The organism is Brevibacillus invocatus (assembly GCF_003710915.1).
Taxonomy (GTDB): Bacteria; Bacillota; Bacilli; order Brevibacillales; family Brevibacillaceae; genus Brevibacillus; species Brevibacillus invocatus.
Map to the genome: position 1 here is coordinate 14,861 of NZ_RHHR01000027.1, position 25,843 is coordinate 40,703.

A 25,843-nucleotide genomic window follows, 5' to 3' on the forward strand; every position below is an offset into this window, starting at 1 on the left:
TTATGTAGGGCATACCTGATTGATGTCATCGAATCAACATGTCATACTGATGCTGGAGGTGAAGCTCAATGAATACCAGTCCTGATATTGCCGCAGTTGCCAGCTTGATTGGCGACTCTTCACGGATCGCCATGCTGCTTGGTCTCTTGGGAGGAAAATCATTGCCCGCAAGTGAACTGGCACGCGCTGCCCGCATCACGCCCCAAACCGCCAGCTCCCACCTGTCCAAGCTGGTTGAGGGCGGCCTGCTCGTTCAAGAATCCTACGGGCGGCATCGCTACTATCGTTTGGCAAATGCGGACGTTGCCCATGCCCTCGAAGCATTAAACGCGATTGCACTGCCAAAACCAGTCCGCTCCTTGCGTGAGTCCGAGCAGGTAAAAGCGATTCGTTTTGCCCGTACCTGCTACGATCACCTCGCTGGCGAGGTCGGCGTGGCTTTGACCGATCGCCTGCTTGCCATGGGGTTGCTGGAGGAATCTGGACAGGATTACGTATTGAATGAAGAAGGCAAGCAAAAACTGCGCAGCCTGGGCGTGGAGCTCGAACCCCGCAGCAAAAGCCGCCGCAGCTACGCCAGACCATGCCTGGATTGGAGCGGGCGCCGGCATCATCTGGCTGGCAGTCTTGGCGCGGCCCTGACCCAACGTTTGTTTGAGCTGGGCTGGATCGAGCGCTATGCCGATCATCGTGGCGTACGGATCACGGAAGCCGGAGTGAAAGGATTTTTCGACGAATTCGGACTGACTATCAAGCACCCGCACGCTTTGTCTCGGCAGGCTGGCGGCTGAGTGCTTTCTTTTTGGCAAACGTCCAGTTCACAAGAAAGATTCCCGCAAAAATGAAAAGTCCCCCGACATACACATGCCATTGGATTCGCTCATCCAGCAACAGCCACCCGGACAGGACGCCAAAAAACGGTGCTAGGAATAGAAAAGCGCTCGTTCTTCCCGGGTCTCCCTTTTGCAGCAGATAAAACCAGGTGGCGAATTGCACGATCGACGCCATTACGGCGAGCCAGCCTACTACCAGCAGCGATTCAGGAGTGATGACCATGTAGGGAGTTTCCAGTGTGACCCCCATGAGGATGAGCAGTGCGCCCCCAAAAAGCATTTGATAAGCCGTCATCACCCAGACATTGAATGCCACTCCCCACTTTTTCACCAAAATGGTGGCAATCGACCAAGCCACGGCTGAGCCAATGCCAAACAATGTCCCCGTTTCCCATTGCAAATGAAAACCGAGTGTGATGAAAACGCCGACCATGCCGATCACGACACCCAGCCATTGGGCAAATCGGTACTTCATTCCGAGAAAGAGGGTGCCCCATATCACCACCAAAAGCGGATTCATGAAGGTCAGAATCGAGGATTCGCCCGCTGTAATCGTACGTAGGCTCAGAAAAATACATCCCATTACGCTGGCTGTCTGGAAAAAGCCGATCACCAGTACCTTGCCCCAATCCCGGATGGATGTGGGAAGCGGCTTTCTCCACGTCAACAGCGCCATCAGGATGCCGGCAAGCGTAAAGCGCAAACCCACTAAAAGCAGCGGGGAGAAGTAGTTCAATCCGATTTTCCCAATGGCAAATGACGACCCCATCAGGGAAGTCGTAATCACAACGAGACTCGCAAACAAGATTGGATGCAACGTATAGCTCCCCCATTTCCTTCTTTTACCTGTTGGCTGAGATAAGTGTACCTGAAGAAAACTTCGATAGGGAGCGAATCGTATGAGAAAAAGAAGCCTTTTGGTAATAAATACAGGGCATGTCAATCCAGCCTCAGTGGTGGGCAGGAAACAGGAGAAAACGCTCCAGCTTCTTGGACTACCTGCACAGGAGATGCACTGCCCGACTCCGCGAAAAAAACGAAACCGCGTCCAAAGCAGCCGCCTCCAAGGAGTCTCTCAGGGGTGGACGCTTAAAAGCGTGTTTCGTTTTTTTCACTCCGTCTCGGTAGGTAGCCCAAAGATCTTCGCGATTTTCTCCTGTTTCCTGTGGACAGCTTTGTTTAATCGCCATCTTTTTCATGATCATGTAAAAGTTTAATCATTGAAGCCAGTTATACATCCGAACGAGAAACCAGTATTTTGCTTGGACAAAGCACCCAAGCTGGTATGAGAAAAAAGAAGAAAAGGCGAAAGTCTTTGGGAGTCCGACCGAAGCGGAGTGAAAAAAGAGAAACCTGCCTTTAGCGTCCACCCATGCAATACATCTTGAACTGGCTGCTTTGGACGCGGGTTTCCCTTTTTTCACGGAGCTGGGCAGGGATGACCCCCTGCGGGGATCCCAAGAACTTGGAGCGTTTTCTTTTTTTTCTCGCCTCCACCAAAGCACGGTCGATTCCCCAAAGAAATAGAGCGTTTATCCGATAAATCGCATGATCTCGCTGATCATCGGATGGAGCACGGAGATGTGCCCTTCTCTCTCCATTTTTCGAAATGAGACGTGAAAGTGATCTCCCTGGTACGGCAGCATTCTCGTGTACAATTCCTCTGCATCCGCAACCATGTCCACTTTCTCTTCCTCCCCGATGGCGATAAGTAATGCAGCATGCAGTTCTCCCTTTTGCAAACGCTGCTCGACTGCCGGCCATTTTTGGAGCAGGCTATGCCTTTTCCACCAGATGGAGGGGCTTCCTGCTATGTAGGTCTGAAAGGCTTCCGGACGCGTAAAGAGCACGTACAGGGCGAAGTAGCCTCCGAGTGAGTGCCCAAACAGCCCCTGCCTTTTTTGATCGATCGAGCAAAATCTCTCTACTGCCGGCTTCAGATCCTCCTCGATGAAGGCGATGAATTCCTCGATACCGCCCGTTTTCGGCCATGCCGAGTGGTCGCGGCGCTCTGGCAATTCAGACGCGTCAGCCTTCTCGGTATAATCGTAGAAGCGCGCATCCGTCACCATCGGCACATCCGCGTCATAGCCAATCCCCACGATCACCTGCGGCTCGATCCCATGCGGCTTTCGACCTTGCAGACGCATCGCTTCCGCCATCGAGCCGAATACGGCATTTCCATCCAGCACGTACAGCACAGGATATCCATCTGCAGGAGGCGGATCTGGAGGGACAGAAATAGAGATCCGATATTCGCGTCCTGAGCGTTTGGCCCGCATGCTGTGATGATAGGTGTTCGGTATTTCGAAGCCGCTCGTGATGCGACTGTACGGAACCATTGCTTCCTCCTCATGCTGGCCATTGCTCGACTTCTCTACTTTCCCGAACAACCATTGCAGGGCCTGCGGAAACTGCTGCGCCATAAACAGCAAATCATGGGTTCCGCCCTCGGTCAGCGAAAATCGCTGCTGCTGCTCTGGAAACCCTTTTTCCAGCCAGAGTGCATACACTTCCTTCGTACTTGCCACCATGTTCTTCTGAATGTTTGTCTTGTAGATCCCTTCACAATCACCGACGGACATGTAAATCCGCTGAGCACTGGATGGTGCGGGCTGTTCACGAAGAAAAGACATGACCCCTTCATACCAGAATGAGGTAGACAAAAGCCCAAGTCTGCCGAAGACCTCCGGACGCCAATAGCCAGCAAACAGGGAAATGAGTCCACCAAATGAACCTCCCATAATCGCTGTATGCGCCGCTTCAGGCAGGGTACGATACTGGCTGTCGATAGCAGGCTTGATCACGTCAGCCAACTCATAGACATACTCCCGACCTCTCCCGTCAAACGTCGGCATCCCTGGGGCCAATGATTCTGCTGGCCAAGGCGTATATTCGTGATTGCGCTCATGCGAAGAAATCCCTACCAGGATGATTTCCTTCAGCTGGCCCGTCGCAACCAGATGATCGAGATAATTGTAGCAGCTCGAAAACAAATCACCGTCATCCTGTACATAAGCCACTGGATAGTGTTGATCAGATGTCAGATAGGATTGCGGAAGAAACACGATCAGCTCTCTGCCTGATACCTGGACACTGTGGATACGCTTCATTATTTCTCCTATCTGCCGCCCACGGCTGGTCGGCTAGCGCTTCATTTTCAACAGTAAAAAAACAAAGTATGGGACACCAATGATGGAGATGACAATTCCTGCAGCAAGCTCGGCGGGCGCGAAGATCGTCTTGCCGACATAATCCCCCCATACCACCATCGCTGCTCCGATCAGCCCACTGACAGGCAGGATATTGGTGTGATTGAGCCCGACCAGCCTTCTTGCCATATGCGGGGCGATCAAGCCAACAAAGCCGATGCTGCCGGACACAGCCACGCTGGCGGCTACGAGCCCGATGCTGCATAAAAGCAAGATATGCTTGTCTCTTTCCACCTTCACACCCAGGCTGATAGCGCTATCCTCTCCCAGCTGGATCAAATCCAGGCTTCGTGACTTCCACCAGAGAATCGGCGGCAAGATGATCAGCCACGGAAGCATAGTCAGCACATATTTCCAATTGGCGTTGTAAATGCTCCCGGCTAGCCACACCGCTGCCATCTCGAAGTCGTTTGGATTCATTTTCAAGGATACATAAAGAGTCGCTGCTCCGAACCCGGAAGCAATCGCGATACCGACCAGGATCAATCTTTGCGGGTCCAGTCTGCCATTTTGCTGGGAAAACAGGTAGATCAGCAATACAGCCATGAAGCCGCCGACCAGCCCAAACATCGGCATTATCATGACAGCCATCCAGCCTTTGATCTGCATGCTTCCTTGGAAAAAGAACATGAACAAGACAACTGCCAAACCAGCGCCTGCATTGATGCCCAATATGCCGGGATCAGCCAGTCCATTGCGCGTCACTCCCTGAATGACGGTGCCTGCCATACCAAGCGCCGCTCCTACCAAAGCACTCAAGACGATACGAGGCAGCCGAAAGTCGAATACGACGAGATCATGCTCTTTTACAGGATCGATGCGCAGCAGCGTCTTCACCATCTCGGCAAAGGTCAAATCAAACATTCCACTAGTCAAGCTCAGATAGGCGCCTCCTGCCAGTACGGCGAGGATGACAGCCGATACCGACCATCCTCTGGACGCTAAAGGATCAGGCATGCTTGCCCCCTCCTCTCGTCTTGATCAGATAGAGGAAAAACGGGACACCAAACATCGCCGTTACCACACCGATCGGAGTCTCAAACGGATAGTTGATAAAACGGGCCAGAATGTCGCAAAAGGCAAGAAACAGTCCCCCGAGCACACCCGAGACGGGAATGATGCGCTGGTAGTCCTCACCGCAGAAAAACCGGGCGATGTGCGGCACGATCAGGCCAATGAAGGCAATCTTGCCCGCAAGCGCTACCGAAACACCAGTCAAGATGACGACGGTCAGTAGGATCAAGACGCGCACCAGCGCAGTTCGTTGACCAAGACCTGCCGCCACATCGTCTCCGAGCGACATCACGGTGACCGATCTCGATAAAAGAAGCGCCAATCCCAAGCCTGCGATCGCAAATGGTATCGACAGCTTGATCAATGTCGGGTCCATCGCATGCAGCTTGGCGTTGTACCAGAAGCTGACTCCTTGCGACAGTTGAAAATAACTAGCTGCCGCAGCGGAAAGCCCACTCAGAAAAGTGCCGATGATGGTGCCGAGTATCGCCAGCCTCACGGGTATTAACCCGCCTGGGATCAACCAGCCGAGACCGAATACAATAGCTGCCCCGATCGCAGAACCGATCATTGAGACGACGATGAGGCTGATGGAATTCGAACTGGGCAAGAAGATCATGGCAAGCGTCACGAGAAAGATCGAGCCGTCTGAAACACCCATGATCGACGGGGAAGCGAGATAATTGCGGGTCATACCCTGCATCAATGCTCCGGATATCGCCAGAAAAGCCCCGATGAGCAATGCCCCGACTGCTCTGGGCAATCGAGATACCATCACAATTTGATGATCTACATTCTCCGCATCAAAGGAAAAGAAGGCTTGCCATACCGTCTCCTGAGAAATACTCTTGGAACCGTACATGACTGATAAAAAAAGGAGACAAACAGCTGCTACCGGCGCCATCAGCAAGATGACAGCCGGCAGGATACGTTGGAATCGCATACATGCAACACGCCTTATCGATATCTATTCTGCGAAGAAGTGTCCGCTACTTGGACAATTGCTCCACAGCAGCCTTCAGGAACGCCACCTTGCTGTAGGCCGTTCCGCCCTGTGCCAACGGATCGACAATATTGAAGTACGCATGGCCATTCTTAAATGCGTTGGTACTCTTGAGTATCGGGTTGTTCTGCAGCTCCTCCATCGCTTTCGGAGCTTCTGCATTTTCTTCAACTGAAAATTGGAAGAACACGTAGTCCGGGTTCATTTCCGCAAACTTCTCGATTGGCAGCATCTCTTGCGCTTTGGCTGCCTGGACTTCGGCCGGAACCTGTAGTCCAATTTCCTGATAAAGAATCGGATTGAAAAATACGGTCTCCGGATAAATATTCATTTCTCCTGCACGCACGCGAATCACAACAACTTTTTTGTCTTTCAGCTTGTCAGCCAGCTTCACTTTGGCTTCTTCCAGATCCGTTTTATACTTCGCAATGACGTCCTCAGCCTCTTTTTTCTTGCCGCTCAATTCTCCGAGCAGCAGGAGGTTGGACTCCCAATTAGTGGATACGTGAGAGTACAGAATCGTCGGAGCAATCGATTCTAACTTTTCGGATACTTCAGGCTTGAACTTCGTGGTACCCAAGATAACATCCGGCTTTAGCCCCAGAATGGCCTCGAAGTTAGGCTCTGTTTTTTCGCCAATCGATACGGCATTTTTTGTAATGGACTCGAACATGGGTGGGAATTTACCAGCGAAGGAAATCGCCCCGACTGGATTCACTCCCAGTACGATCGCATCCTCCATCGCTTCCACAGCACCTGCGATGACGATTCGCTCCGTCGCAGCAGGTAATGTATATTCCTTATCCAAATAAGTAATGGACTTCGATGCTGGCGATGCTTCACTCGTTTTTTGCTCAGTGGCATTGGCCACCGTCGCTTGTGTTGATCCGCTTTCTCCCGCTGGCTGGCTGCTCGTCGTTTGGCTATTACCACCTCCGCAAGCACTCAGCGTCAGTGTCAGTGTCAGTGCCAAGATAAAGGTCCTCTTCATCCTCGTTCAACTGCTCCTTTCCTATCTCCGCTACAAATGATAATGAGTCTCATTAGCGATTATAGTCCCTGCTCCCTTTCCCGACCATGTACAATATCCAGAATAATCATGGACAATTTCCATAGAAAATCTGCATCGCCTCATCGATCATCTGCTCCAAGGCGAGTGGCGAATATTCTCTCCATGGCTGGGAGGGGATCTGGTGAAGCTTGTTGTCGCGAACCATGCGCATCGTCAACCAGGCAGTTGATTGCTGCAATGCCTTCCATTCCTCCAAGGTCTCTGAATCCCGGCAGATCAGTAGCAGGACCGTATCTGCCTCTATTTGATCGATTTCCTCCAGACTGATCGGTATACTGTAATTCGGGTCTGGATGCTCATAAGCAGCCCTCACGCCCAATCCGTCATAGAGAACATCATGCATACCTCGATTGCTAAACAAGAAAAACTGGTTCCGCAATCGCTTGAGCGTCAACACACGCGGTCGATCTCCGACTGGGGAAAGCTTTTGCCTGCTGTGCTCCAACTTGCGTTCAAATCCCTCGATCCAGCGATGTGCTTCGGATCTCTCTCCCAAAACTTCTGCAAGAGCGAGCAAGCCCTCCTTCCATCCCCTCTCCTCATCCTGGAGCTCTACGATGGGTGCTATCGCAGTCAGCCTCTCCCTTTCCCACTGCTCCAAATCCTGGTGAGTAATAATCAGCTCGGGCTTGGACTGAGCAATCAGCTCCAGGTTCTGGCTCCGGTGATAGTTTTGCCGAACGGCGTTGAGGTGAAAGGGGATGTCACTCCCGTATTGCGTGTAATAGAGCTTGGACCACATCGGGTGCAAGGGAGCAGCATGTGGAATCACCTTCATGGCGAGCAGATAGCCCACGATTGCTGACCTGCCGTACACCGCCAGCCGCCTGCTGCGTTGCTTCATGTACTGGGAAGGAGACAATCCGAACGTTTGCTTGAATTTGCGGCTGAAATAGAAGGGGTCCGTGTAGCCGACCTCGCAGGCTATATCCTTCAAGAGGCGTTCGGAGTGAGTCATGAGGTGCTTGGCCTTATCCATTCTCAGCTTCGTCAAATGATCCAGTGCGCTTACCCCGTAGGTCTTCTTGAACAGATCGACATAGTATTTCGGGCTCAGCTCTGCCATAGCTGCCAGCTGGTTGATTGTAATCTCCTCGACAAATCGCTCTTCCATATACGCTTTGGAGCGTTCGAGGGCCTCTCGCGTATCAGTGGTCCGTTCGGACGTTGCCGCTGCTGCCGCGAAGAGGAGTTCATAGCAATCCAGGTGAGCGCGCCATACTTTCAGTCTGTCCCGGCTGTTGACATTGACCTGAATCGCACGGCACAGCTTTTCCAGTCGACCCGCAGGCGTGACAGGTATTCCCTTGCCCATCGGGATGGCCGAACTCATTCGCTCTGGACTAATGGCCTCCACCTGTCCGTCTCTCTCCTCATAGATGTCCAAACGAAGGATCATCGCAGACAGCTCGCCGCTCCCATCTCCGCTCCAGCCAAAGGTGCACTCAGGCGGGCAGAAATACGCATGATCCTTCTTCATCACCATGCTCTGATCGCCCAGCTCCAGTGTTCCACTGCCACCGAGCGGAACAATGACTGTGTAAGAGAGGCTGAGCTGCTGCTCCAGCTTCAGTCTGCTGGCCCCCTCAGAGATCCCCGCATCCCGCAGCCGTACGAAGCAGCTTCCGGGATCAAGCAAATTTTCTAGCCGGCGCCCATTCCGCCCTTGGTCGATTCGATCTATTTTCATCGCCCTTCTCCTCTTGATAACGATTATCATTCTCTTGTTTTTAGTATAGCAGGTAACGCTGGCAGAACAACAGGACAAATCGTCGTACTTGCCAGGATAGGAGAAAATAAAAGAAATGCTACATCCATGTGAGATACAAAAGAGAGGAGCCACAATCCGAGGGGATCATGGCTCCTTCATTCGAGACATCGCTGTATGCTGTTATACGTTAGTTATTACGGACTCTAACAATCAACGTATCGCCAGGGTTAAGCGTAATGCGAAGCGTTCTATTATTTCCATTTCCATTTCTATTTCTGTTGCCATTGCCGTTGCCATTTCCATGACGGATTCTTACACGGGATCTTCCTTTTCTCAAATGAACCCCCTCCTTTATCTCTTGATACTTTCACAGTATGCAAGAGCACGAGGGATGCTTGGACAACAGTTTGGTATACTTGCATCATTTTTTCGCCTTTTTCGCTAGGCCGACTCTCGCTCGATCGAAATCGGCTTCTCCCGTCTTGCGAGGCGCTCACCGTACAGAAAAATCATGACGCTGATCAGACAAACCAAGGCACTCAGTCCAAAGCCCCCGCTGTAATCGGAGATCCGCTGCCCAGCCCCGGCTCCATTCAGCATGCCCAGTCCCATCGCTGCTCCGAATACCATGCCGACATTGCGGATCATTCCAACCATTCCGCTAATACTCGCCGACTCGTGGGCAGGTACGTGCTTCATGATCAGACTCAGGTTGGGAGTCGCTGTGAGCCCCATACCTGCTCCGACAATGCCAATCATGATGGCAATAAATACAACGGAAGTGTGCTCATAGAACAGTGCGAACAGCAGCGTGCCCGCCCCCATCAGTCCCAAGCCGGCCAGTGTCAAGCGTTTTGGGCCATAGCGATCCGACATTCGCCCTGCGATCGGCCCTGCCAGCGCCAGCACCATCGGGTACGCAATCATCAGATAACCAGCCAGAGCCGTCGGCATCTCCAGAAAGCCTGTCAGGTAAAAAGGCGTCACCGCAAGCGTCGTATTCGCTGCTGCATATGAGGCAAAGGTCACCACCATGCCGCTCGCCACCATCGGATTTTTACAGGTATGCAGGGGTAAAAACGGAGTCTTTTGACGTCTTTCCCACAGCATCAGCATCAGCAGACTTGCGATACTCATGGCCAAAACCGCAGTGGTCGGTGCTGAGAGCCAGCCGTACTGGTTGCCGTTGGACATGCCGTAGATCAGGGAGCCGATCATCAGCATGAACAGCATAATGCTGACTAGTGGAAAATGTTCTTTGGTTTTCACGGTTTTTTCCTTTGGTATGGTCACATATGCCAATACCGTCGCCACAATCGAAACCGGTACATGAATTAAAAACAGCCAGCGCCAGCCCAACCATTCGGCTACCATCCCCCCGATGACTGGCCCCGACATCGCGCCCAACGCCACCGCCGTACTGACAGTCCCCAGCGCTCGTCCTATTCGATTTTTAGGAAAATGCACCGCGATCAAGGCGACATTGGTGGCCTGATACATCGCAGCACCGATCGCTTGTACCACACGCAGCAGGAGTAAGACAGCAAAATCCGGTGACAGGGCTAGCAGGAACGAGCTGAGCAAAAAGGTGAGGTATCCCAGATTGTGAATGGTGCGAAGCCCGAACCGATCTCCCAGCTTGCCCATCAACGGCAGAAACGTGGCAATCACCAGCAGATAGCCGACCGTGACCCACTGGACGCTGCCCAGGCTCACTTGGAAAACATTCATCAGCTCTGGCAAGGCGACATTCATGACACCCGCCGTAAAATGAGAGACGAAAATCCCCAGCAGGACAGCAATCAGAACCAGCTTCTGCTTGCCTTGATCCATCGATTCAGCCGTTTCTCCTCTCAGCATCTGTTCGTACACCTCCACACCCCTACCAGCTGGCGCATCTATAATTGAAAAATTCCATTTCTTGTTCGCATCAGTCAAGTTTCGATCATTTGTTTAGTTTAGATTTACTTGGAATGCAGTGTCAATCCAAAGAAGAGGGGATCTCTAGTAGATTCCCTACCTTTGATCCCCTCCCCCTCTATATTTAGAATGTAGGCAAGACTCTTCGTTTGATGAAGCTGATAACCGTAGACAGGTAATACTCGTATTCGTCCTTGATCACGCTGTGGCTGCTGTTTTCAAAGATGACCAGCTCGCTGCCAGGAATCCGCTTTGCAATCTCCAGGGATTCATCGACGGCTGTAATCCAGTCATGGCGAGCTCCCATCACCAGGGTAGGCGCGTTGATGTTCTTCAACTGATCGCGCACGTCAAAGTTTTGCAAAAAGCCGCCAAAGCCTTCATTCAATGCCTGGAACGAACGATTGGAACGCGCTTTTGCATCTCGGGATTGCTGCTTCTCGATTTCAGACGCCTGTGCATTGTGCGTGACCGCGTACAGAGGGGCCATGATTTCATAGAAACGGCTCAGTTGCTCCTGCGACTCAAATTTGCCTTCCCACAGGACCGCCGTAATCTCCTTCATTTCAGGTGTTCCTCTTTCCTCGACGATCTTCTTGGCCTTGTTCAAAAATTCGTAGCTGGGTGATGTCGTCAGCAGCAGCAAGCCCGCTACGTGTTCCGGATAGCGCAAGGCGTATTCCTGTGCCACCATCCCGCCGTAGGAGTGTCCATGCAGCACGATCTTCTCCAGCCCCAGATGGCGTCTCAGCGCATCGATATCCGCCACATTGTTTTCCAGCGAGTACGACTCCTGTGGTCCATGATCCGAATGTCCACTTCCGCGATTATCGATGTAGACGAGCTGCATATGCTCCGATAACGGGGTCAATCCCGGCTTGTATCCCGTGTGATCGCCACCTGGCCCGCCATGCAGGACGAAGCATACCGGCTTTTCCCGCAAAATAGGCCCATCTGGCACCCAGCCCATACCCTCGACATCAAAAAAAATGCGTGTTCCGTTGATAGATGCGTACATGCGCTAACTCTCCTTTTTCGCTTCATAAAGATGACAGCGGACCATTTGCCCTGCGATGAACGTTTCCTTGGGCACTTCTGTCTTGCAGATGTCCATGCAAGCGTGACAGCGAGGATGGAAACGGCAGCCTGTCGGAGGATTGGCCGGGGAAGGCAAATCCCCTTGCAGGATGATCCGTTCTTTCTTCTCATCCGGGTCCGTCACCGGAATCGCGGAGATCAAGGCTTGGGTATACGGATGCAGAGGCGTCTTGAACAGATCTTCCTTTCGCCCCAGCTCCACTATCTCTCCCAGATACATGACCGCCACTCTGTCGGAGATGTGCTCCACGACACCCAAATCGTGGGAAATAAAGATGTACGTCATCCCGAACTGCTCCTGCAAATCCTGCAGCAAATTCAGGATTTGCGACTGAATCGACACATCCAGTGCGGAGACGGGTTCATCCGCCACAATCAGCTGAGGACGCAGCATAAGTGCTCGTGCGATCCCAATCCGCTGTCTTTGACCACCGGAAAACTGATGCGGATAGCGATCCAGATGGGCGATCGTCAAGCCCACGATTTGCACGGTCTCTTCAATGATCTGCGCCCGCTTATCTCTCGGTACCTTTTGTGCGATCAACGGCTCCTCCAGAATGCTGCGAATCGTCAGCTTGGGGTTGAGCGTGGCAAAAGGGTCCTGAAAGACGATTTGCAGATCGCTTCTCTTCTCGCGCATTTCCTTGCTCGACAGCTTGGTCAGATCCTGTCCCCGATACCAAACCTCGCCCGAAGTGGGTTCCAGCAAGCGCAACAGACAGCGTCCAGTCGTCGATTTACCGCAGCCTGACTCGCCGACGATGCTGAGCGTTTCGCCTTCGTACACCGTCAAGTCGATGCCATTTACTGCCTGCACGTAGGTCGCTGGCTGGAACCATCCCTTTTTGCTTGCAAAATGCTTTTTCAGCCCTTTGATCTCAAGAATGGGTTTGCTCACGGCCGCTCACCCCCTTCGGTACCTGGCACATGCAGCCAGCATCTGCATTCCGAACCGTCCTCCATCTTCATCAGGCTTGGGCATTGCTCTTGACAGATCGGCATTGCCTCACTGCACCTGGCAGCAAAACGGCAGCCTTGGGGCCACTCGCCCGGAGATGGCACATTTCCCGGGATTGCATACAGCCACTTTACCCCTTTTGCCTGATGGGGTACCGAGCGTATCAAACCCATCGTGTAGGGATGCTTGGGATTTCGCAGCAAGGTGCGAACGTCCGCTGATTCAATCACCTGTCCGGCGTACATGACAAGTACCCGATCGCACATCTCAGCAACGACGCCCAAGTCATGCGTAATCAGCATCACTGCCATGCCTGTGTTGTCCCGCATATCGCGGATCAGCCCCAGCATCTGCGCCTGAATCGTCACATCCAGCGCCGTTGTCGGTTCATCCGCGATCAGCAGCTGGGGCTGGCACGCCATCGCCATCGCGATCATGACGCGCTGCCTCATTCCCCCTGACAAGCGGTGCGGATGCTCGCGATAGACGTCCGCTGCGCGGGGTATACCTACCAGCGTCAGAAGTTCGATCACCCGACGCTTTCGTTCTTCTTGACCGAGCGACGTGTGGAGCTGCAAGACCTCCCCGATCTGCCTGCCAATCGTCAGCACAGGGTTCAGCGAAGTCATCGGCTCCTGAAAAATCATCGCGAGCCGGTTGCCCCGCAGCTTGCGCATCTCCTGTTCTGTCAACGTCAGGGTCTCCTGTCCTTCAAAGCGGACACTTCCGCTTGTTACCTTGCCGTTTTTGCCTAACAACCGCATGATAGACAGCGATGTGACGCTTTTCCCGCAGCCTGACTCGCCCACGATCCCGAGCGTTTCGCCCTTCTTCACATGAAAATCGACTCCATCTACGACAGTGACCGACCTGTTTTTGCGATTGGAAAATTGAGTGGTCAAACCTTTTACTTCAAGCACGGACGGTTGGCCATTCATAAGGCACCTCCTTAACAAGAAAGCTCACAAGATGTGTTATACTGCTCGTAATCCAAATATTTAAAACATTCCGGAGGGGGTTTACGTCATGAATATGGATCACATTGAGGCGTTTCTTTACGCGTTCCAACTCGGTAGTTTCAACAAGGCTGCTGAAGCGCTTTACCTAACCCAACCTTCCGTCACTGCCAGGATTCAATCGTTGGAGAGGGAGCTGGGCGGGCCCTTGTTTTACCGCGACAACAAACAAATCTCCCTGACTGAACGGGGCAAGCAATTTCTGCCCTACGCCCAGAAGATTCTCAACGCCTATCAGGAAATATCTACCAGCCTTCGCGAGCAACCCCTGTCTGGAAACAACCTGACTATCGGCTGTACCCTATTGATGTCTACTCATATCCTCCCGGAGATCCTCCCGCTCTATCGGGAAAAGTATCCGGGAGTCAATATACGGATCCTCGTCGGTTCTTCCGCATATGTGCTGGAAAAGGTTCTGAACAAGGAGGCTGATTTTGGACTGGCCAGAACCGTATCCCATCCACTCATCGACTCTTTTCATCTCCACACGGACAATCTGCGGCTCATGGTTCCATCCGCACATCCTTTTCGCTCGATGCCAGCACACAAGCTGACATGGGAAAAAGTAGGGCGTGAACCTCACATCGTTCTCGCTCACGGCACGCTGGAGTGGCTCATGATTCAGCGTCACTACCATCGCAATCAGATCCTCCCCAACATCATGATGGAGGTAGACAACTTCGAAGCCGCCAAAAAAATGGTGATGCGCGGTGTCGGCATCAGTTTCCTGCCTGAGCTGTGCATCCAGGAGGAGCTGGCAAGCGGCCATCTGGTAGAAATATCGCCCCATCCAGTTGCACAGCTCACCCGCAAGATCGATATTATCTGTCTGCGCGAATCCAAACGCGACCTGATCGACTTTTTCATCCACGCCGTCAAGGGAATGGAACGAAAGCTGTTGATCAGCAGAAGCAGTTAATTGGACTTCGGATCGAGGATGTCTCGCAATGCATCACCCAAAATATTGACGGAAAAGACGACGATGCTGATCGAGATTCCTGGGAAGGTAGCCAGCCACCAGGCATCTGAAATGTATTCCTTGCCCTCACTGAGCATCGTGCCCCATTCCGGTGTCGGCGGTTGCGCCCCGAGTCCGATAAAGCTGAGTGCTGCTGTATCCAGAATCGCGATGCCGATCTGTAGCGTGGTGTAGACCAGCAGGGTGCTCATGATATTCGGCATGATCTGGAAGAGCAAAATCCGCGCATTGGAGGTCCCCACTGCTCTGCTCGCTTCCACATAGCCGGATGACTTGACTGCCAGCGTCGAGCCCCGTGTCAGCCGTGCGTATTTGGGAATCCCCGCGATTCCGACCGCGATCATGGCGTTGGTCAGACTGGGGCCGAGGATCGCCACAATCGCCATAGCCATGATAATGTTCGGTATCGCCAGTAAAATATCCATGATCCGCATCAATATTGTATCGACGACACCGCCGATGAAGGCGCTCGTCACACCGATAAAGGTACCCGTAATAAAGGTAATCGAGACGGCCATCACAGCGACCATGAGGGTCACACGCGTGCCGTGCAGCAGTCTGGAAAAGACATCGCGGCCAATCGAATCCGTGCCCAGCAAATGCTCAGCGGATGGCTCCGCAAGCAAGGATTCGTAGTACGGCTTTGTAGGATCATGAGGTGCGAACCATGGGCCCATGATCCCGACCGCGATGACTATCAGCAGAATGATCATGCTGTATCTGGATTTCGGATTTTGCCAAAGCTTTAGCAGGACACCATCTTCACGGACCGGAACCTGTTTTTGTGATGGTGAAATGACGGCTGGATTGGCCTGACTCATGAGGTCCCCTCCTTCGTCTGTCCGACTTCAATGCGCGGATCGATCAGGCTGTAGACGATATCGACCAGCATATTGACAAGGACAAAGATGACGCCAATAAACAGGATGATCCCCTGCACCAAAGGAAAATCGCGGGAGGCAATCGAGCTGATCGCCAACGAACCAAGACCCGGCCAGTCAAATACGCGCTCGATGATGACGGTCCCTCCCAACAGGGAAGCGATTTGCAGCCCAATGATGGTGACGACCGGAATCATCGCATTGCGGAAAGCATGGATGAACAGGACTGCTCCTTCGCCCAGACCTTTGGCCCGCGCAGTGCGGATATAGTCAAAGGAAAGGACCTCTACCATACCTGCCCGAGTCAAACGGCTGATGACCGTCGAGGCCAGCACCCCGAGCGTAACAGCTGGCAAAATCAGATCACGAAAACCGGTTCCGCCTGCGATTGGAAGCCAACCCAGCTTGACCGTAAACAGCATGATCAACAGGATGCCGAGCCAGAAGCTCGGGACAGAAACCCCCAGTGTCGCGATGCTCATCGCAGAAAAATCAATGAACGTATCCTTGAAGCGAGCTGCCAGAACTCCCATCGTAATCCCGATGCAAATGGCTAGAAACATGCCGCTCGCCGCCAGCTTGACGGTCGCGGGAAAACGCTCCAGAATCTCCGACAGGACGGGGCGTCCCGTCTTGAAGGACGTCCCCAAATCCCCTTGAAGCACATTCGCTAAATATTGGAAGTACTGTGTGACGAGCGGCTGGTTCAAACCCAGCTGCTCTCTCAGTGCATGAACTTGCTCGGCTGTTGCATTTTCTCCCAGCATGATCCGGATTGGGTCTCCGGGAATGAGATGGATCAGCGCAAACGAAAAGATCGAAATACCAAGCAGAACGATCAATCCAGAAGCGAGCCGTTGGAGAATGTACTGCTTCATTGGTTTACCCAGCTATCGTGGTACATCAGGCCACGCAGTGGATGGATGCCCACGCCTTCAACGGGCTTGCGCACGACGTTGAACTGCTTCTCCGTATAGATCGGTACCCACCATGCCTGCTCGACCACGTATTTTTGAACCTCTTTGTACACGTCTTTACGTGCTGCACTGTCTACCGTCGTTCTGCCCTTTACCAAAAGCTCATCCATCTTTTCGTCTTTTACATAGCTGAAGTTCAAACCGCTATCTGCTTGGCTGGAATGCAGGAAGAGGTAGAGCACATCCGGATCGTTCAGCGTGTAGCCCATCAGCGTCATATCAAAGCTTCCCTTGGTCGCTGTATCCACCAGCGCTCCCCACTCCAGCGTCACGATGTTCACTTCAACCCCGATATCCTTCAGCATGGCTTGAATCAACTGAGAAGCCTGCGCCCAAGTGCCTGTCTGCGTCAACAGATCCAGCTTGAGTGGTTTGCCGTCCTTCTCATACAGTCCCTGCGCGTTTTTCGTATATCCCGCCTTCTCCAGCAAGGCTTTCGCTTCGTCTACCTGATAGGTGAGACCGTAATCTTTCACGGATTCATCGTAGCCGAACAAGGATGGAGGCAGTGGACCGTATGAAACGACGCCCTCTCCTTGGATGACGGCTTTCATGATCGCTTCCTTGTTGATCGCTTTATTCAAAGCCTGTCTCACTTCTACGTCCTGGAACACCGGTTTGCGCGTATTCAGCATGACGAACAGTCCCAAACCATTGCGCAGCATCTCTTTAACCTCGAATTGCGGATTGTCCCGGTACTTGGCGACGTCCTTGGCTACGACACCGCGTGCGATATCGATAGAGCCGCTGTCCAAGGCAGCGAGCAACGTTTGATTTTCAGCAATAAAGCGGTAGACGAGTCTATCTGCATATGGCGCTCCCTGGTTTTTAAAGATCGGATCCGCCCAGGCAAACTCCTCGTTTCGTGTAAAGGATATGGATTGACCGTTCTCCCATTTCTCAAACTTCCAGGGACCCACACCAACGGGTTGACGTGCGTACTTGTCGCCTGCCTGCTCGATCGCCTGCATCGACAACGGCTGAAGCCAGCCCGGATCGCTCAGGAATTGAAGCAGAGGGGCAAATGGCTGTTTCAGATGAAGCACCAGAGTCGTATCATCAGAAGCTTCCACAGACTCTACCTCAGACAGATTGCTTCCCGCTACCTTCGCAGCTGTTTCCGGATTAAGCGCGCGCTGATAGGTTTCCGCTATGGATTTGGCTGTCATCGCGGTCCCATCGTGAAATTTGACGTCTGTACGAATCTTGAATGTCCACGTCTTGCCGTCCTCCGATACCTGCCAGCTCTCTGCCAGATACGGTTTGAATTCCAGCGTGTCCGGGTCTTGCGTGACGAGACTCGCGCCGAGATTGCCTGCAATCTGGTTGGCGACGGCCATCCCCGTCTTGTGGATATCCAGCTGATCCGGTTCGTTGGCGATCCCGATCGTGATGGTTCCTCCCTTTTTCGGTTGGAGGTCCGCTGTTGCTGCCGGTGTTTCAGTCGAAGTCGTAGTCGACGGTGCTGAACCTTCCGGTGGCGAACTTGCTGGTGGTGTACTACATCCGGCTATCAGCGCCATTGACAGGGACACCATTGTTGCGGTCGAGAAGAGCTTTTTGAGGTATGCTGTAGGTACCATGTGCCATCCTCCTAAAAGGTAATATGAATTAACACCTACAGTACCATTTATCTAAAAATTGTGATTATTGAAGATTTCTATAAGGTATAGATGATTTTTGTCGGATCTCATGGGTGGACGCTAAAGGCAGATTTCTCTTTTTTCACTCCGCTTCGGATGGAATCCCAAAGACTTTCGCTTTTTTCATGGAGTCGGGCAGGGCATTTTCTACTCCTGTTTCCTGACCACCACTACAGTTGGATCAACGTGCTTTTATCATGAAAAAGCCCGATCACGGGGATCGGGATTCCTTCAAATCATTTTTATTTCTGCGCTCTAGCAGCCTGCATGCGGAAATTGGCGCGTTTTTCGATCTTGCCCAGGATCAGGTCGACCAATATCACCAGCAAAGCAGCAGGAATCGCTCCCGCCAGCACCTTCTGATCATCAGTCGTCACGATGCCGCGCATGATCATCTCGCCAAGTCCACCAGCCCCGACAAAAGTGGCCATCGTCGCCGCACCAATGGAAACGACGGAAGCTACGCGAATTCCTGTCAAAATGATCGGCAGGGCAAGGGGTATTTTGACCTTGGTCAACAGCTGCAGCTTCGTCATGCCCATGCCTGTACCCGCTTCTGTCAGATTTTTATCGACATTTTCGAGGCCAGCATAGGTATTTTGGACGATCGGCAGCAGCGAATAGAGAGCGAGCGCCACGATGGCAGTCCCATAGCCCAGTCCCAGAAAAATCATGATGATCAGCAAGAGGGAGATGGTCGGTATGGTTTGGATGGCGTTTATCGTCGTTTGGATGACAAACGCGATACGTTGATTTCGCGTCATCCAGACGGCCAGCGGGACACCTACGACGATCGCGATGAGAATCGCACTGGCACTCATGAAGAGATGCTCCCCTGTGAAGGCTAAAAGCTGCCTCCAGTATGTCACAAACACTCCCAGTATTCCTATCAAGGCATCCATGGAGATCTACCTCCCTTCCCGTACACCTTTTTTTACTTCTGAATCAGTCCTTGCTCCAGCAAAAATTCGCGAGCAATCTCAGCCGGATCCTTTTTCTCGATGTCTGCTTTGTAATTCAAGGCCGTCATCGTCTTCGTATCGATCTTGCCAGTCAGCTTGTTGATGACCTCTTCCAGCTGCGGATACTGCTTCAGCGTGTCTTTGCGTACGACAGGAGAAGCTCCGTACGGCGGGAAGAAGTGCTTGTCGTCCTCCAAGGTTGCCAGACCGTATTCCTTCAGACGGGAATCTGTCGAATACGCAAGCACAATATCGACCTCTCCGGAGTCAACAGCCTTATACACCAATCCGATGTCCATCGGCGTTGTCTTGCCGAACGAAATGCTGTAATCTTGTTTGAATGCCTGATAACCGTCATTCGGACGCTCCAGCCAGCTTGAATCCGTACCCAAGCTCAAATCTTTGGCAATAGGAGCCAGATCGGAGATGGTTTTCAGATTGTGCTTATCAGCCAGCTCCTGACGAACGGTAAAAACATACGTGTTATCAAACCCATACGAAGGGAACCAGAGCTCGTCGAACTTCTCGGCCACACCGTTTTTCACCAGTTCAAAAGCTTCCTGCGGATCCTTGCTGAATTCTTCCAAGCCGAGGCTGCTTGTTAGATCGGTTCCTACATAACGTACGGCGGAAATCTGGATATCGTTGTTCTGCATCGCTTTCAACACGACAGGAGTCGCCCCGAGACCGCCAACCAGCTCAGCCTTCAGGTCGGAATTGCCTTGAATGACTTGCTGGAGCATATGCGCCAGAATCGTCTGCTCCGATGTGGGCTGATGTCCGATCTTGACGACATCGCCAGAGCTGCATCCAGTGGCTAGTACCAGTGATAATCCTGCTATGATAAGTGCTTTCATCCAATTGCTTTTCAATGGTTGTTCCCCCTTAATCCGCACGCTTTATCTTTAATCCTTTTGGCGTGCATAGCTTCTGAACTTTTCTTGTCAATAAGTCAGCAATCGTCGCCAGCATTGCGGTTGCAAGCGCACCTGTAATCAGCATGTTGTCGTTTGCAAGCCCAAGTCCGGTAAATACCAAGTATCCGAGTCCTCCCCCGCCGATCACGGCAGCGAGCGTGGCCCAGCTAATGGTATAGATCGTTGCTGTTCGAAACCCTCCCATGATGATGGATATCGCCATCGGCAATTCAATTTTCAGCAGTATTTGAAAGCTGGTCATGCCCATGCCACGAGCTGCTTCGATCAGGGCCGGGTCTACTTCTCGGATACCCGTAAACGTATTGCGCAGCATGGGTAACAGAGAATAGAGAAATAAGGCTACGACCGCAGGTACGGCCCCGATTCCGAGGAGTGGAATCATCAGACCCAGGAGGGCAAGACTGGGAATCGTCTGCAGGATGTTGACAAACCCGATGACGTATTTATTGATTTTCTCTGTCCTCGTCAGCAGAATACCGAGCGGCACAGCGATCAGAAATCCAGCCATTACGGCGATAAAGGAAATGTAGCTATGCTCCCAAAGCAGGGACAGGACCAGGTCATACCTTTCTGTCAAAAACAAAATCCAATCATTCATCTTCACACCCCCTTGTTAGGATATACTCCACTTCGGGAGCGCCGCTTTTTTGGAAGTGGCCGGGTGCAGCTCCTTTACCTTGCGCAGGCGTTTGGCTCCGATAAAATTCACGACGAATTCGTTGGCCGGATTTTGCAATAGCACATCCGGTGTATCCAGCTGAACGACAGTGCCGTCGTTCATCAGACAGATGCGATCGGCAATCTTGATCGCTTCGTCCATATCATGCGTCACGAACACGATCGTCTTGTTGATCGTTTTTTGCAAGCGGACAAATTCATCCTGCAGCTGCTCCCTGCTGATCGGGTCCAATGCGCTGAATGGTTCATCCATCAAAATAATCGGTGGATCTGCGGCCATCGCGCGAATGACGCCGACGCGCTGCTGCTGACCGCCGCTCAGCTCAGCAGGGTAGCGATTTTTGAAGACCTTTGGATCAAGTCCTACCATGTCCAGCAGTTCGTCTACCTTTTTTTCGTACTGGCTGCGCTCCATTTTTTTCAGCTTGGGCACCAGCGCGACATTTTCGCCAATCGTCATGTGCGGAAACAGGGCAATTTGCTGAATGACATACCCGATGCTCCTGCGAAGCTCCACTGGATCAGTCTTGAAAATATCCTCTCCGTTGATCTCAATCCTGCCTGCGGTCGGCTCGATCAGTCGATTGATCATCTTCATCGTTGTCGTCTTTCCGCATCCACTGGGGCCAATCAGGACAAACAGCTCACCCGCATGGATCTCCAGGTTCAAACCCTTGATAATGGAGGCGTCGCCAATGCGTTTTTCCACTTGTTGAAAGGAAATCATAAGCACCACTCCTTCGAAAAAGATTTATGAAAAGAAAAAAGTCGAGACACTGTTCACGTCTGGAGGACCTTCCGGACGAAAGCAGTATATCGACTCTTTTCTCACATACAAATATGGGGAAATAAGCTTGCATAGTGCGCGACTGGTAGCCCAAATAGAGCTGCTAGTCAATACACGAAAAGCAAGCATGTACACGTAGATTGTATGCTGATTCTGCTTTAGCCGACGAGGTTAGCTGACGGGTAGGATGGCAGGTAGCATCCCTTCTGTTTGCACAGAATTAACCCCAATGATGGTTCCCCCGTTTTCGTCAAGGACGAAACTAGGCCCGATATGAAGTTGGTTAAATCGCTACTAAAACGGATTGGGTAATGAAATTCAGTTTACCATAACGTGAATGTATACTCAATTTTCAAAAAACGCCGTATAACCCCCTCTGACTCTCTCAAAGGGAGTTAACCGTAATCAGTTTACTCTTTCTTCTGAATCCTCCGGTATCCTTCCAAATCCTTCCCTGCCGCAATCGGAATGTTCATGAAAATCGCGCTTCATTGTAAAAAGTGCAGCAGGAATGTCAAGGTTCCTACACTCATCACCGTCGTCACCAAGACGGAGCTGGAGACAAACTGCGGTCTGGCATTAAATTGGATGGCATACATCGCGGTGGTCGCCGCTGAAGGCATCGCTGCCAAAACAATCAGTACCTTCTGAAGCAAGGGATCAATCGGAAACATCAGACAGATGAGATAAGCGAGCACCGGGGATGCGACCAGCCGAATCACGCTCGCGATACTGATCCCTTTCCACTCCAGTCCTTTTGCCGATACATTGGCCAGCTGCATGCCCAAAATCAGCATCACCACCGGAATCGCTGCCTGGGCAACCAGATCAATCGCCTGGTAATAGGTTTCTGGTATCGAAATCTGAAGCTTTTGAAACAAGACAGCGACCACAACCGCATGATTGGAGGGCTGCTTCAGCACCATCTTGATCGCGACCTTCGCCCCGCCTTTGCCCCGGGAAGCGAAATAGACACCGAAGACTCCCATGATGATGGCATGGAACACCATGATCTGTACCGCATAGTGAAAGCCCGTCTCGCCGTAAGCAAACAGAATGATCGGCGTCCCGTAGTTTCCACTGTTCATGAAAGCCGTGGAGAGCATCATCGCGCTCTCCTGCTGCTTGTCGTACTTGAAGCATTTTGCTGTGATTTGCGTGATCAGGATCAGCCCAATCGTCAGCAAGGTGGAGATCACCACGATGTAGAACAGCTGCATATCGAGCGGCGTCTTATAAAAGGTTCTGAACACCAGAGCCGTAGACAACACGTATATGGCAAGTGTCGAGATGGGTTTGAGATCCAGCTTGTAGATCCGCTGCAAGATGTAACCACTCAAAAAAATCAGTAATACAGGTAAAATCACTTGGAAAAATATCATGCCATTCCCTACTTCCTTATCCATTCACTTTCCTGCTTCAGTATACCAGAGCAACATGAAAAAAAGCCGATCCCGCTTTATTTTTTAGGTAGCGTGATCGACTTGATTATTTTCCAATATCTCCACAAATTTCGATGCGGCTGGTGAGAGCGACACACTTTTTAAAAAGCAGACTCCTACTTCTCTCTTTGGTATCTCATCCGTTAACGGTACTTTATACAATAATCCTTTTTTCAAATACTCTTGGGAAAATTCTTTGGTCACACAGGCTATTCCTAAATTGATTTTCGCAAATTCCAGTAATAAGTCATGAGAGCCCAATTCAAATTCCGGAGAAATCTGTATGCCTTTCGATAGCAGATAATCTTCTACATACCTTCTGGAATTTGAATTCGATTCAAGCAGGATTAAAGGCAGCTTTACCACTTCATCTAGGGTTATGGGTTTCGATACGAGATGCTTGTATTTCTCCCCACAAACAAAAATATCATGGATATCGATGCACGGTCTTTGTTCTAAGGTAGAATCATCAAGAGGCAAATTAACAATGGCAATATCAACCTCTCCTGATTTTAATATCGAACAAAGCTCTAATGTGGTACCATTCACGATCTTAAATTTAATATTGGGATATTTACTATGAAAAGCTTCCAGATAGGGAAGTAAAAAATATCTCGATATCGTATCCCCTACCCCAATCTTTAATTCCCCTGTCGACAAATTCTTGAATTCTAAAATCTTTTCTTCCCCAACATCAATTAATTTCAAAGCCGAATTTACATATTCATAGAGAAGACTGCCTTCGTTTGTTAAAGATACCCCTTTAGGCGTTCGATTAAAAAGACGTATATCCAATTCTCTTTCCAATTGCATGATTGCCTGGCTAACAGCGGGTTGGGTCATGTAAAGATCTTTGGCTGCCTTAGAAAAGCTTTTCCTTTTTCCTACCTTGCAAAATATTTTATATAAATCTAATTTGCTTATCATATAAGCGCCCCTTATACCTACCATTCCATATATTCATTTTACTTATATCACTCAACCGATGTATAGTACAAGCAGGTAAGTCTTGTGAATAAGCTTTAGTCCTTACAAGGAGTGATCATAGTGGAAAGAGTAGTTGGAACTGTTGTTAGAGGCCTTCGTTGCCCGATCATCAATCATGGGGACAGCATCGAGGAAATCGTTGTAGATAGTGTGCTAAAGGCTTCGGAAGTGGAAGGCTTTCACATGAATGACAAAGACATCGTTACGATCACAGAGTCTATCGTTGCTCGTGCTCAAGGGAATTATGCAACGATCGATGATATTGCGAAAGATGTACATTCGAAATTTGGAGAAGATACGGTTGGCGTTATTTTTCCGATCTTGAGTCGTAATCGTTTTGCAGTTGTTCTGCGCGGTATTGCAAAAGGCGTTAAAAAAATGGTTCTAATGCTTAGCTATCCATCTGACGAGGTGGGAAACCACTTGGTAGATCTGGATATGCTGGATGAAAAAGGAGTGAATCCTTGGACGGATGTTTTAACAGAACAGCAATTCCGTGAACATTTTGGCTATAATAAACATCCTTTTACGGGTGTGGACTATATTGATTACTATAAATCGATCGTGGAAGAATACGGTGTCGAATGTGAAGTGATTTTCTCCAATCATCCCAAGACGATATTACAATACACCAAAAGCGTTCTGACTTGTGATATCCATTCGAGATTCAGAACAAAAAGAATCTTGAAGGCAAATGGCGGAGTCAAAATCTATAGCCTCGATAACATTTTGTCTGAGTCTATTGATGGTAGTGGATATAACGAAGCTTACGGCCTGCTGGGATCAAATAAATCGACAGAAACCAGTGTGAAGCTGTTCCCGCGTAATTGCCAACCTATCGTGGATCAAATACAGCATCTTCTCAAAGAAAAGACGGGTAAGGATATTGAAGTCATGATTTATGGAGATGGAGCTTTTAAAGACCCGGTAGGGAAAATTTGGGAGCTCGCTGATCCTGTTGTTTCGCCAGCTTACACATCAGGACTTGACGGTACGCCCAATGAAGTAAAACTAAAATATCTTGCTGATAATAACTTTGCAGATTTAAGAGGAGAAGAGCTTAAGCAAGCGATCTCTCATTACATTAGCAATAAAGAGTCTGATCTTGTAGGGTCGATGGAAGCACAAGGCACTACACCTAGAAAACTTACCGACCTGATCGGTTCTCTATCCGATTTAACTTCTGGCAGCGGAGATAAGGGTACGCCTGTTGTCTATATTCAAGGATATTTTGATAACTATACAAAATAAGCGCAAGTACGCTCGCTAAAGCCTGCGCGCAACCAAATTTAGAGGCAATCTCGTACTCTGCATAGTGAGTACTTGGAGATTGCCTCTAGAATATAAACCCTTGATTTTATTCAGGAAAATAGCCTTCGGACGAATTCAGAAGACCTTCCAGCTGTGTCACCGCGGACAACAGCTCTGGTCGTGACTCCCGGTTCGTCTCGGCCAGCTTTTTCAGCTCATCGTATGCTTCAGAGAGCCGAAACAGCGGCTCAGACACATTAGGCTTCCGCTCGGAAACAGTCTCTGTCATCACCATGTTGCTTTCGAGGAAAAAGGTATCTGCCGGAACCTGCTCGATGTTGGTCTTCACTTCCTGCAACAAGGATTGAAGATCGCTTGACATGATCTCCTTGTGCTTCTGCAAATGATCTACGATGGTAAGGACATAGTCTTTTTTCGTCAAGTTGTTCGTCATCCTTTCGTCTTCCAGTCCCTTTTACTT

General features: G+C 50.8%; 22 protein-coding genes, 1 pseudogene and 1 riboswitch. Of the genes and pseudogenes, 3 read left to right on the top strand and 20 right to left on the bottom strand.

All coding sequences use genetic code 11. The features are described 5' to 3' along the window. Positions 1–68: 68 nt before the first annotated feature. Positions 69–791, top strand: a complete 723-nt coding sequence (locus EDM52_RS14400) for an ArsR/SmtB family transcription factor (protein ID WP_122909679.1) — start codon at positions 69–71, stop codon at positions 789–791. On the opposite strand, the gene EDM52_RS14405 is transcribed toward EDM52_RS14400, so the two are convergent. The 10 genes from EDM52_RS14405 to EDM52_RS14465 form a co-directional block, all read right to left on the bottom strand. Beyond that, positions 751–1,650 carry a DMT family transporter gene (locus EDM52_RS14405; protein ID WP_122909680.1) on the bottom strand — a complete coding sequence of 300 codons (900 nt, stop codon included), beginning with the start codon at positions 1,648–1,650 and terminating at the stop codon, positions 751–753. The genes EDM52_RS14400 and EDM52_RS14405 overlap by 41 nt on opposite strands. A gap of 715 nt (positions 1,651–2,365) precedes the next feature. Continuing rightward, positions 2,366–3,946 (bottom strand): alpha/beta hydrolase, encoded by a 1,581-nt coding sequence (locus EDM52_RS14420; protein ID WP_122909682.1) that lies wholly within the window; start codon positions 3,944–3,946, stop codon positions 2,366–2,368. Between the two features lie 33 nt (positions 3,947–3,979). Beyond that, entirely contained in the window at positions 3,980–5,002 is a 1,023-nt protein-coding gene (locus EDM52_RS14425; protein WP_122909683.1) for a FecCD family ABC transporter permease, read from the bottom strand. Beyond that, positions 4,995–6,002 carry a FecCD family ABC transporter permease gene (locus EDM52_RS14430; RefSeq protein WP_122909684.1) on the bottom strand — a complete coding sequence of 336 codons (1,008 nt, stop codon included), beginning with the start codon at positions 6,000–6,002 and terminating at the stop codon, positions 4,995–4,997. The genes EDM52_RS14425 and EDM52_RS14430 overlap by 8 nt, the downstream gene beginning before the upstream one ends. 46 nt (positions 6,003–6,048) lie before the next feature. Further along, positions 6,049–7,053, bottom strand: a complete 1,005-nt coding sequence (locus EDM52_RS14435; protein ID WP_122909685.1) for an ABC transporter substrate-binding protein — start codon at positions 7,051–7,053, stop codon at positions 6,049–6,051. 106 nt (positions 7,054–7,159) lie between these two features. Beyond that, on the bottom strand, positions 7,160–8,824 hold the full coding sequence (locus tag EDM52_RS14440) for an ABC transporter substrate-binding protein (protein WP_183185103.1): 1,665 nt from the start codon (positions 8,822–8,824) through the stop codon (positions 7,160–7,162). 462 nt (positions 8,825–9,286) lie between these two features. Further along, positions 9,287–10,705 carry an MFS transporter gene (locus EDM52_RS14450; RefSeq protein ID WP_122909688.1) on the bottom strand — a complete coding sequence of 473 codons (1,419 nt, stop codon included), beginning with the start codon at positions 10,703–10,705 and terminating at the stop codon, positions 9,287–9,289. 184 nt (positions 10,706–10,889) lie between these two features. Next, entirely contained in the window at positions 10,890–11,783 is an 894-nt protein-coding gene (locus tag EDM52_RS14455) for an alpha/beta fold hydrolase (protein ID WP_122909689.1), read from the bottom strand. 3 nt (positions 11,784–11,786) lie between these two features. Beyond that, a complete protein-coding gene (locus tag EDM52_RS14460; protein ID WP_122909690.1) occupies positions 11,787–12,761 on the bottom strand; it encodes an ABC transporter ATP-binding protein in 975 nt (324 codons plus the stop codon). Beyond that, positions 12,758–13,759 (bottom strand): ABC transporter ATP-binding protein, encoded by a 1,002-nt coding sequence (locus EDM52_RS14465; RefSeq protein ID WP_122909691.1) that lies wholly within the window; start codon positions 13,757–13,759, stop codon positions 12,758–12,760. Before EDM52_RS14465 ends, EDM52_RS14460 begins: the two co-directional genes overlap by 4 nt. Positions 13,760–13,847: 88 nt before the next feature. Between EDM52_RS14465 and EDM52_RS14470 the strand changes: the two genes are divergently transcribed. Next, a complete protein-coding gene (locus EDM52_RS14470; protein ID WP_122909692.1) occupies positions 13,848–14,756 on the top strand; it encodes a LysR family transcriptional regulator in 909 nt (302 codons plus the stop codon). Here the strand turns inward: EDM52_RS14470 and EDM52_RS14475 are convergent. The 9 genes and pseudogenes from EDM52_RS14475 to EDM52_RS14515 form a co-directional block, all read right to left on the bottom strand. Next, positions 14,753–15,637 carry an ABC transporter permease gene (locus EDM52_RS14475; RefSeq protein ID WP_122909693.1) on the bottom strand — a complete coding sequence of 295 codons (885 nt, stop codon included), beginning with the start codon at positions 15,635–15,637 and terminating at the stop codon, positions 14,753–14,755. The two genes, EDM52_RS14470 and EDM52_RS14475, sit on opposite strands and share 4 nt — an antisense overlap. Then, positions 15,634–16,575, bottom strand: a complete 942-nt coding sequence (nikB, locus tag EDM52_RS14480; RefSeq protein ID WP_122909694.1) for a nickel ABC transporter permease — start codon at positions 16,573–16,575, stop codon at positions 15,634–15,636. The genes EDM52_RS14475 and nikB overlap by 4 nt, the downstream gene beginning before the upstream one ends. Further along, entirely contained in the window at positions 16,572–18,257 is a 1,686-nt protein-coding gene (locus EDM52_RS14485) for an ABC transporter substrate-binding protein (RefSeq protein WP_122909695.1), read from the bottom strand. Before EDM52_RS14485 ends, nikB begins: the two co-directional genes overlap by 4 nt. A 302-nt stretch (positions 18,258–18,559) precedes the next feature. Further along, positions 18,560–19,219 (bottom strand): ABC transporter permease, encoded by a 660-nt coding sequence (locus EDM52_RS14490; RefSeq protein WP_122909696.1) that lies wholly within the window; start codon positions 19,217–19,219, stop codon positions 18,560–18,562. A gap of 32 nt (positions 19,220–19,251) precedes the next feature. After that, complete coding sequence (locus EDM52_RS14495) at positions 19,252–20,136, bottom strand: osmoprotectant ABC transporter substrate-binding protein (RefSeq protein ID WP_122909731.1); 885 nt, start codon at positions 20,134–20,136, stop codon at positions 19,252–19,254. A gap of 28 nt (positions 20,137–20,164) precedes the next feature. Next, positions 20,165–20,815 (bottom strand): ABC transporter permease, encoded by a 651-nt coding sequence (locus EDM52_RS14500; RefSeq protein WP_122909697.1) that lies wholly within the window; start codon positions 20,813–20,815, stop codon positions 20,165–20,167. Between the two features lie 66 nt (positions 20,816–20,881). Beyond that, a pseudogene (locus EDM52_RS14505) lies at positions 20,882–21,622 on the bottom strand (ABC transporter ATP-binding protein); the annotation flags it as partial. 205 nt (positions 21,623–21,827) lie between these two features. Then, a riboswitch (cyclic di-AMP (ydaO/yuaA leader) is annotated at positions 21,828–21,961 on the bottom strand. Positions 21,962–22,170: 209 nt separating this feature from the next. Then, on the bottom strand, positions 22,171–23,064 hold the full coding sequence (locus tag EDM52_RS14510; RefSeq protein WP_122909732.1) for an AEC family transporter: 894 nt from the start codon (positions 23,062–23,064) through the stop codon (positions 22,171–22,173). Positions 23,065–23,148: 84 nt separating this feature from the next. Then, a complete protein-coding gene (locus tag EDM52_RS14515) occupies positions 23,149–24,051 on the bottom strand; it encodes a LysR family transcriptional regulator (protein WP_122909699.1) in 903 nt (300 codons plus the stop codon). Positions 24,052–24,171: 120 nt separating this feature from the next. Here EDM52_RS14515 and EDM52_RS14520 point away from each other — a divergent pair, with 120 nt between their 5' ends. Further along, entirely contained in the window at positions 24,172–25,362 is a 1,191-nt protein-coding gene (locus tag EDM52_RS14520; protein WP_122909700.1) for a coenzyme F420-0:L-glutamate ligase, read from the top strand. A 106-nt stretch (positions 25,363–25,468) separates the two neighbouring features. On the opposite strand, the gene EDM52_RS14525 is transcribed toward EDM52_RS14520, so the two are convergent. Further along, positions 25,469–25,816: a hypothetical protein gene (locus tag EDM52_RS14525; RefSeq protein ID WP_122909701.1), complete on the bottom strand. Its 348-nt coding sequence runs from the start codon at positions 25,814–25,816 to the stop codon at positions 25,469–25,471. Between the last annotated feature and the right edge of the window lie 27 nt (positions 25,817–25,843).

Excerpts from the sequence above, each read along its gene's own strand:
- EDM52_RS14515 (WP_122909699.1), bottom strand. The coding sequence starts at position 24,051 with ATGATAAGCAAATTAGATTTATATAAAATATTTTGCAAGGTAGGAAAA.
- EDM52_RS14500 (WP_122909697.1), bottom strand. The coding sequence starts at position 20,815 with ATGAATGATTGGATTTTGTTTTTGACAGAAAGGTATGACCTGGTCCTG.
- EDM52_RS14425 (WP_122909683.1), bottom strand. The coding sequence starts at position 5,002 with ATGCCTGATCCTTTAGCGTCCAGAGGATGGTCGGTATCGGCTGTCATC.
- EDM52_RS14485 (WP_122909695.1), bottom strand. The coding sequence starts at position 18,257 with ATGGTACCTACAGCATACCTCAAAAAGCTCTTCTCGACCGCAACAATG.
- EDM52_RS14435 (WP_122909685.1), bottom strand. The coding sequence starts at position 7,053 with ATGAAGAGGACCTTTATCTTGGCACTGACACTGACACTGACGCTGAGT.
- EDM52_RS14525 (WP_122909701.1), bottom strand. The coding sequence starts at position 25,816 with ATGACGAACAACTTGACGAAAAAAGACTATGTCCTTACCATCGTAGAT.
- EDM52_RS14400 (WP_122909679.1), top strand. The coding sequence starts at position 69 with ATGAATACCAGTCCTGATATTGCCGCAGTTGCCAGCTTGATTGGCGAC.
- EDM52_RS14490 (WP_122909696.1), bottom strand. The coding sequence starts at position 19,219 with ATGGATGCCTTGATAGGAATACTGGGAGTGTTTGTGACATACTGGAGG.
- EDM52_RS14440 (WP_183185103.1), bottom strand. The coding sequence starts at position 8,824 with ATGAAAATAGATCGAATCGACCAAGGGCGGAATGGGCGCCGGCTAGAA.
- nikB (WP_122909694.1), bottom strand. The coding sequence starts at position 16,575 with ATGAAGCAGTACATTCTCCAACGGCTCGCTTCTGGATTGATCGTTCTG.
- EDM52_RS14450 (WP_122909688.1), bottom strand. The coding sequence starts at position 10,705 with ATGCTGAGAGGAGAAACGGCTGAATCGATGGATCAAGGCAAGCAGAAG.
- EDM52_RS14420 (WP_122909682.1), bottom strand. The coding sequence starts at position 3,946 with ATGAAGCGTATCCACAGTGTCCAGGTATCAGGCAGAGAGCTGATCGTG.
- EDM52_RS14495 (WP_122909731.1), bottom strand. The coding sequence starts at position 20,136 with ATGAAAGCACTTATCATAGCAGGATTATCACTGGTACTAGCCACTGGA.
- EDM52_RS14475 (WP_122909693.1), bottom strand. The coding sequence starts at position 15,637 with ATGAGTCAGGCCAATCCAGCCGTCATTTCACCATCACAAAAACAGGTT.
- EDM52_RS14430 (WP_122909684.1), bottom strand. The coding sequence starts at position 6,002 with ATGCGATTCCAACGTATCCTGCCGGCTGTCATCTTGCTGATGGCGCCG.
- EDM52_RS14465 (WP_122909691.1), bottom strand. The coding sequence starts at position 13,759 with ATGAATGGCCAACCGTCCGTGCTTGAAGTAAAAGGTTTGACCACTCAA.
- EDM52_RS14470 (WP_122909692.1), top strand. The coding sequence starts at position 13,848 with ATGAATATGGATCACATTGAGGCGTTTCTTTACGCGTTCCAACTCGGT.
- EDM52_RS14455 (WP_122909689.1), bottom strand. The coding sequence starts at position 11,783 with ATGTACGCATCTATCAACGGAACACGCATTTTTTTTGATGTCGAGGGT.
- EDM52_RS14510 (WP_122909732.1), bottom strand. The coding sequence starts at position 23,064 with ATGATATTTTTCCAAGTGATTTTACCTGTATTACTGATTTTTTTGAGT.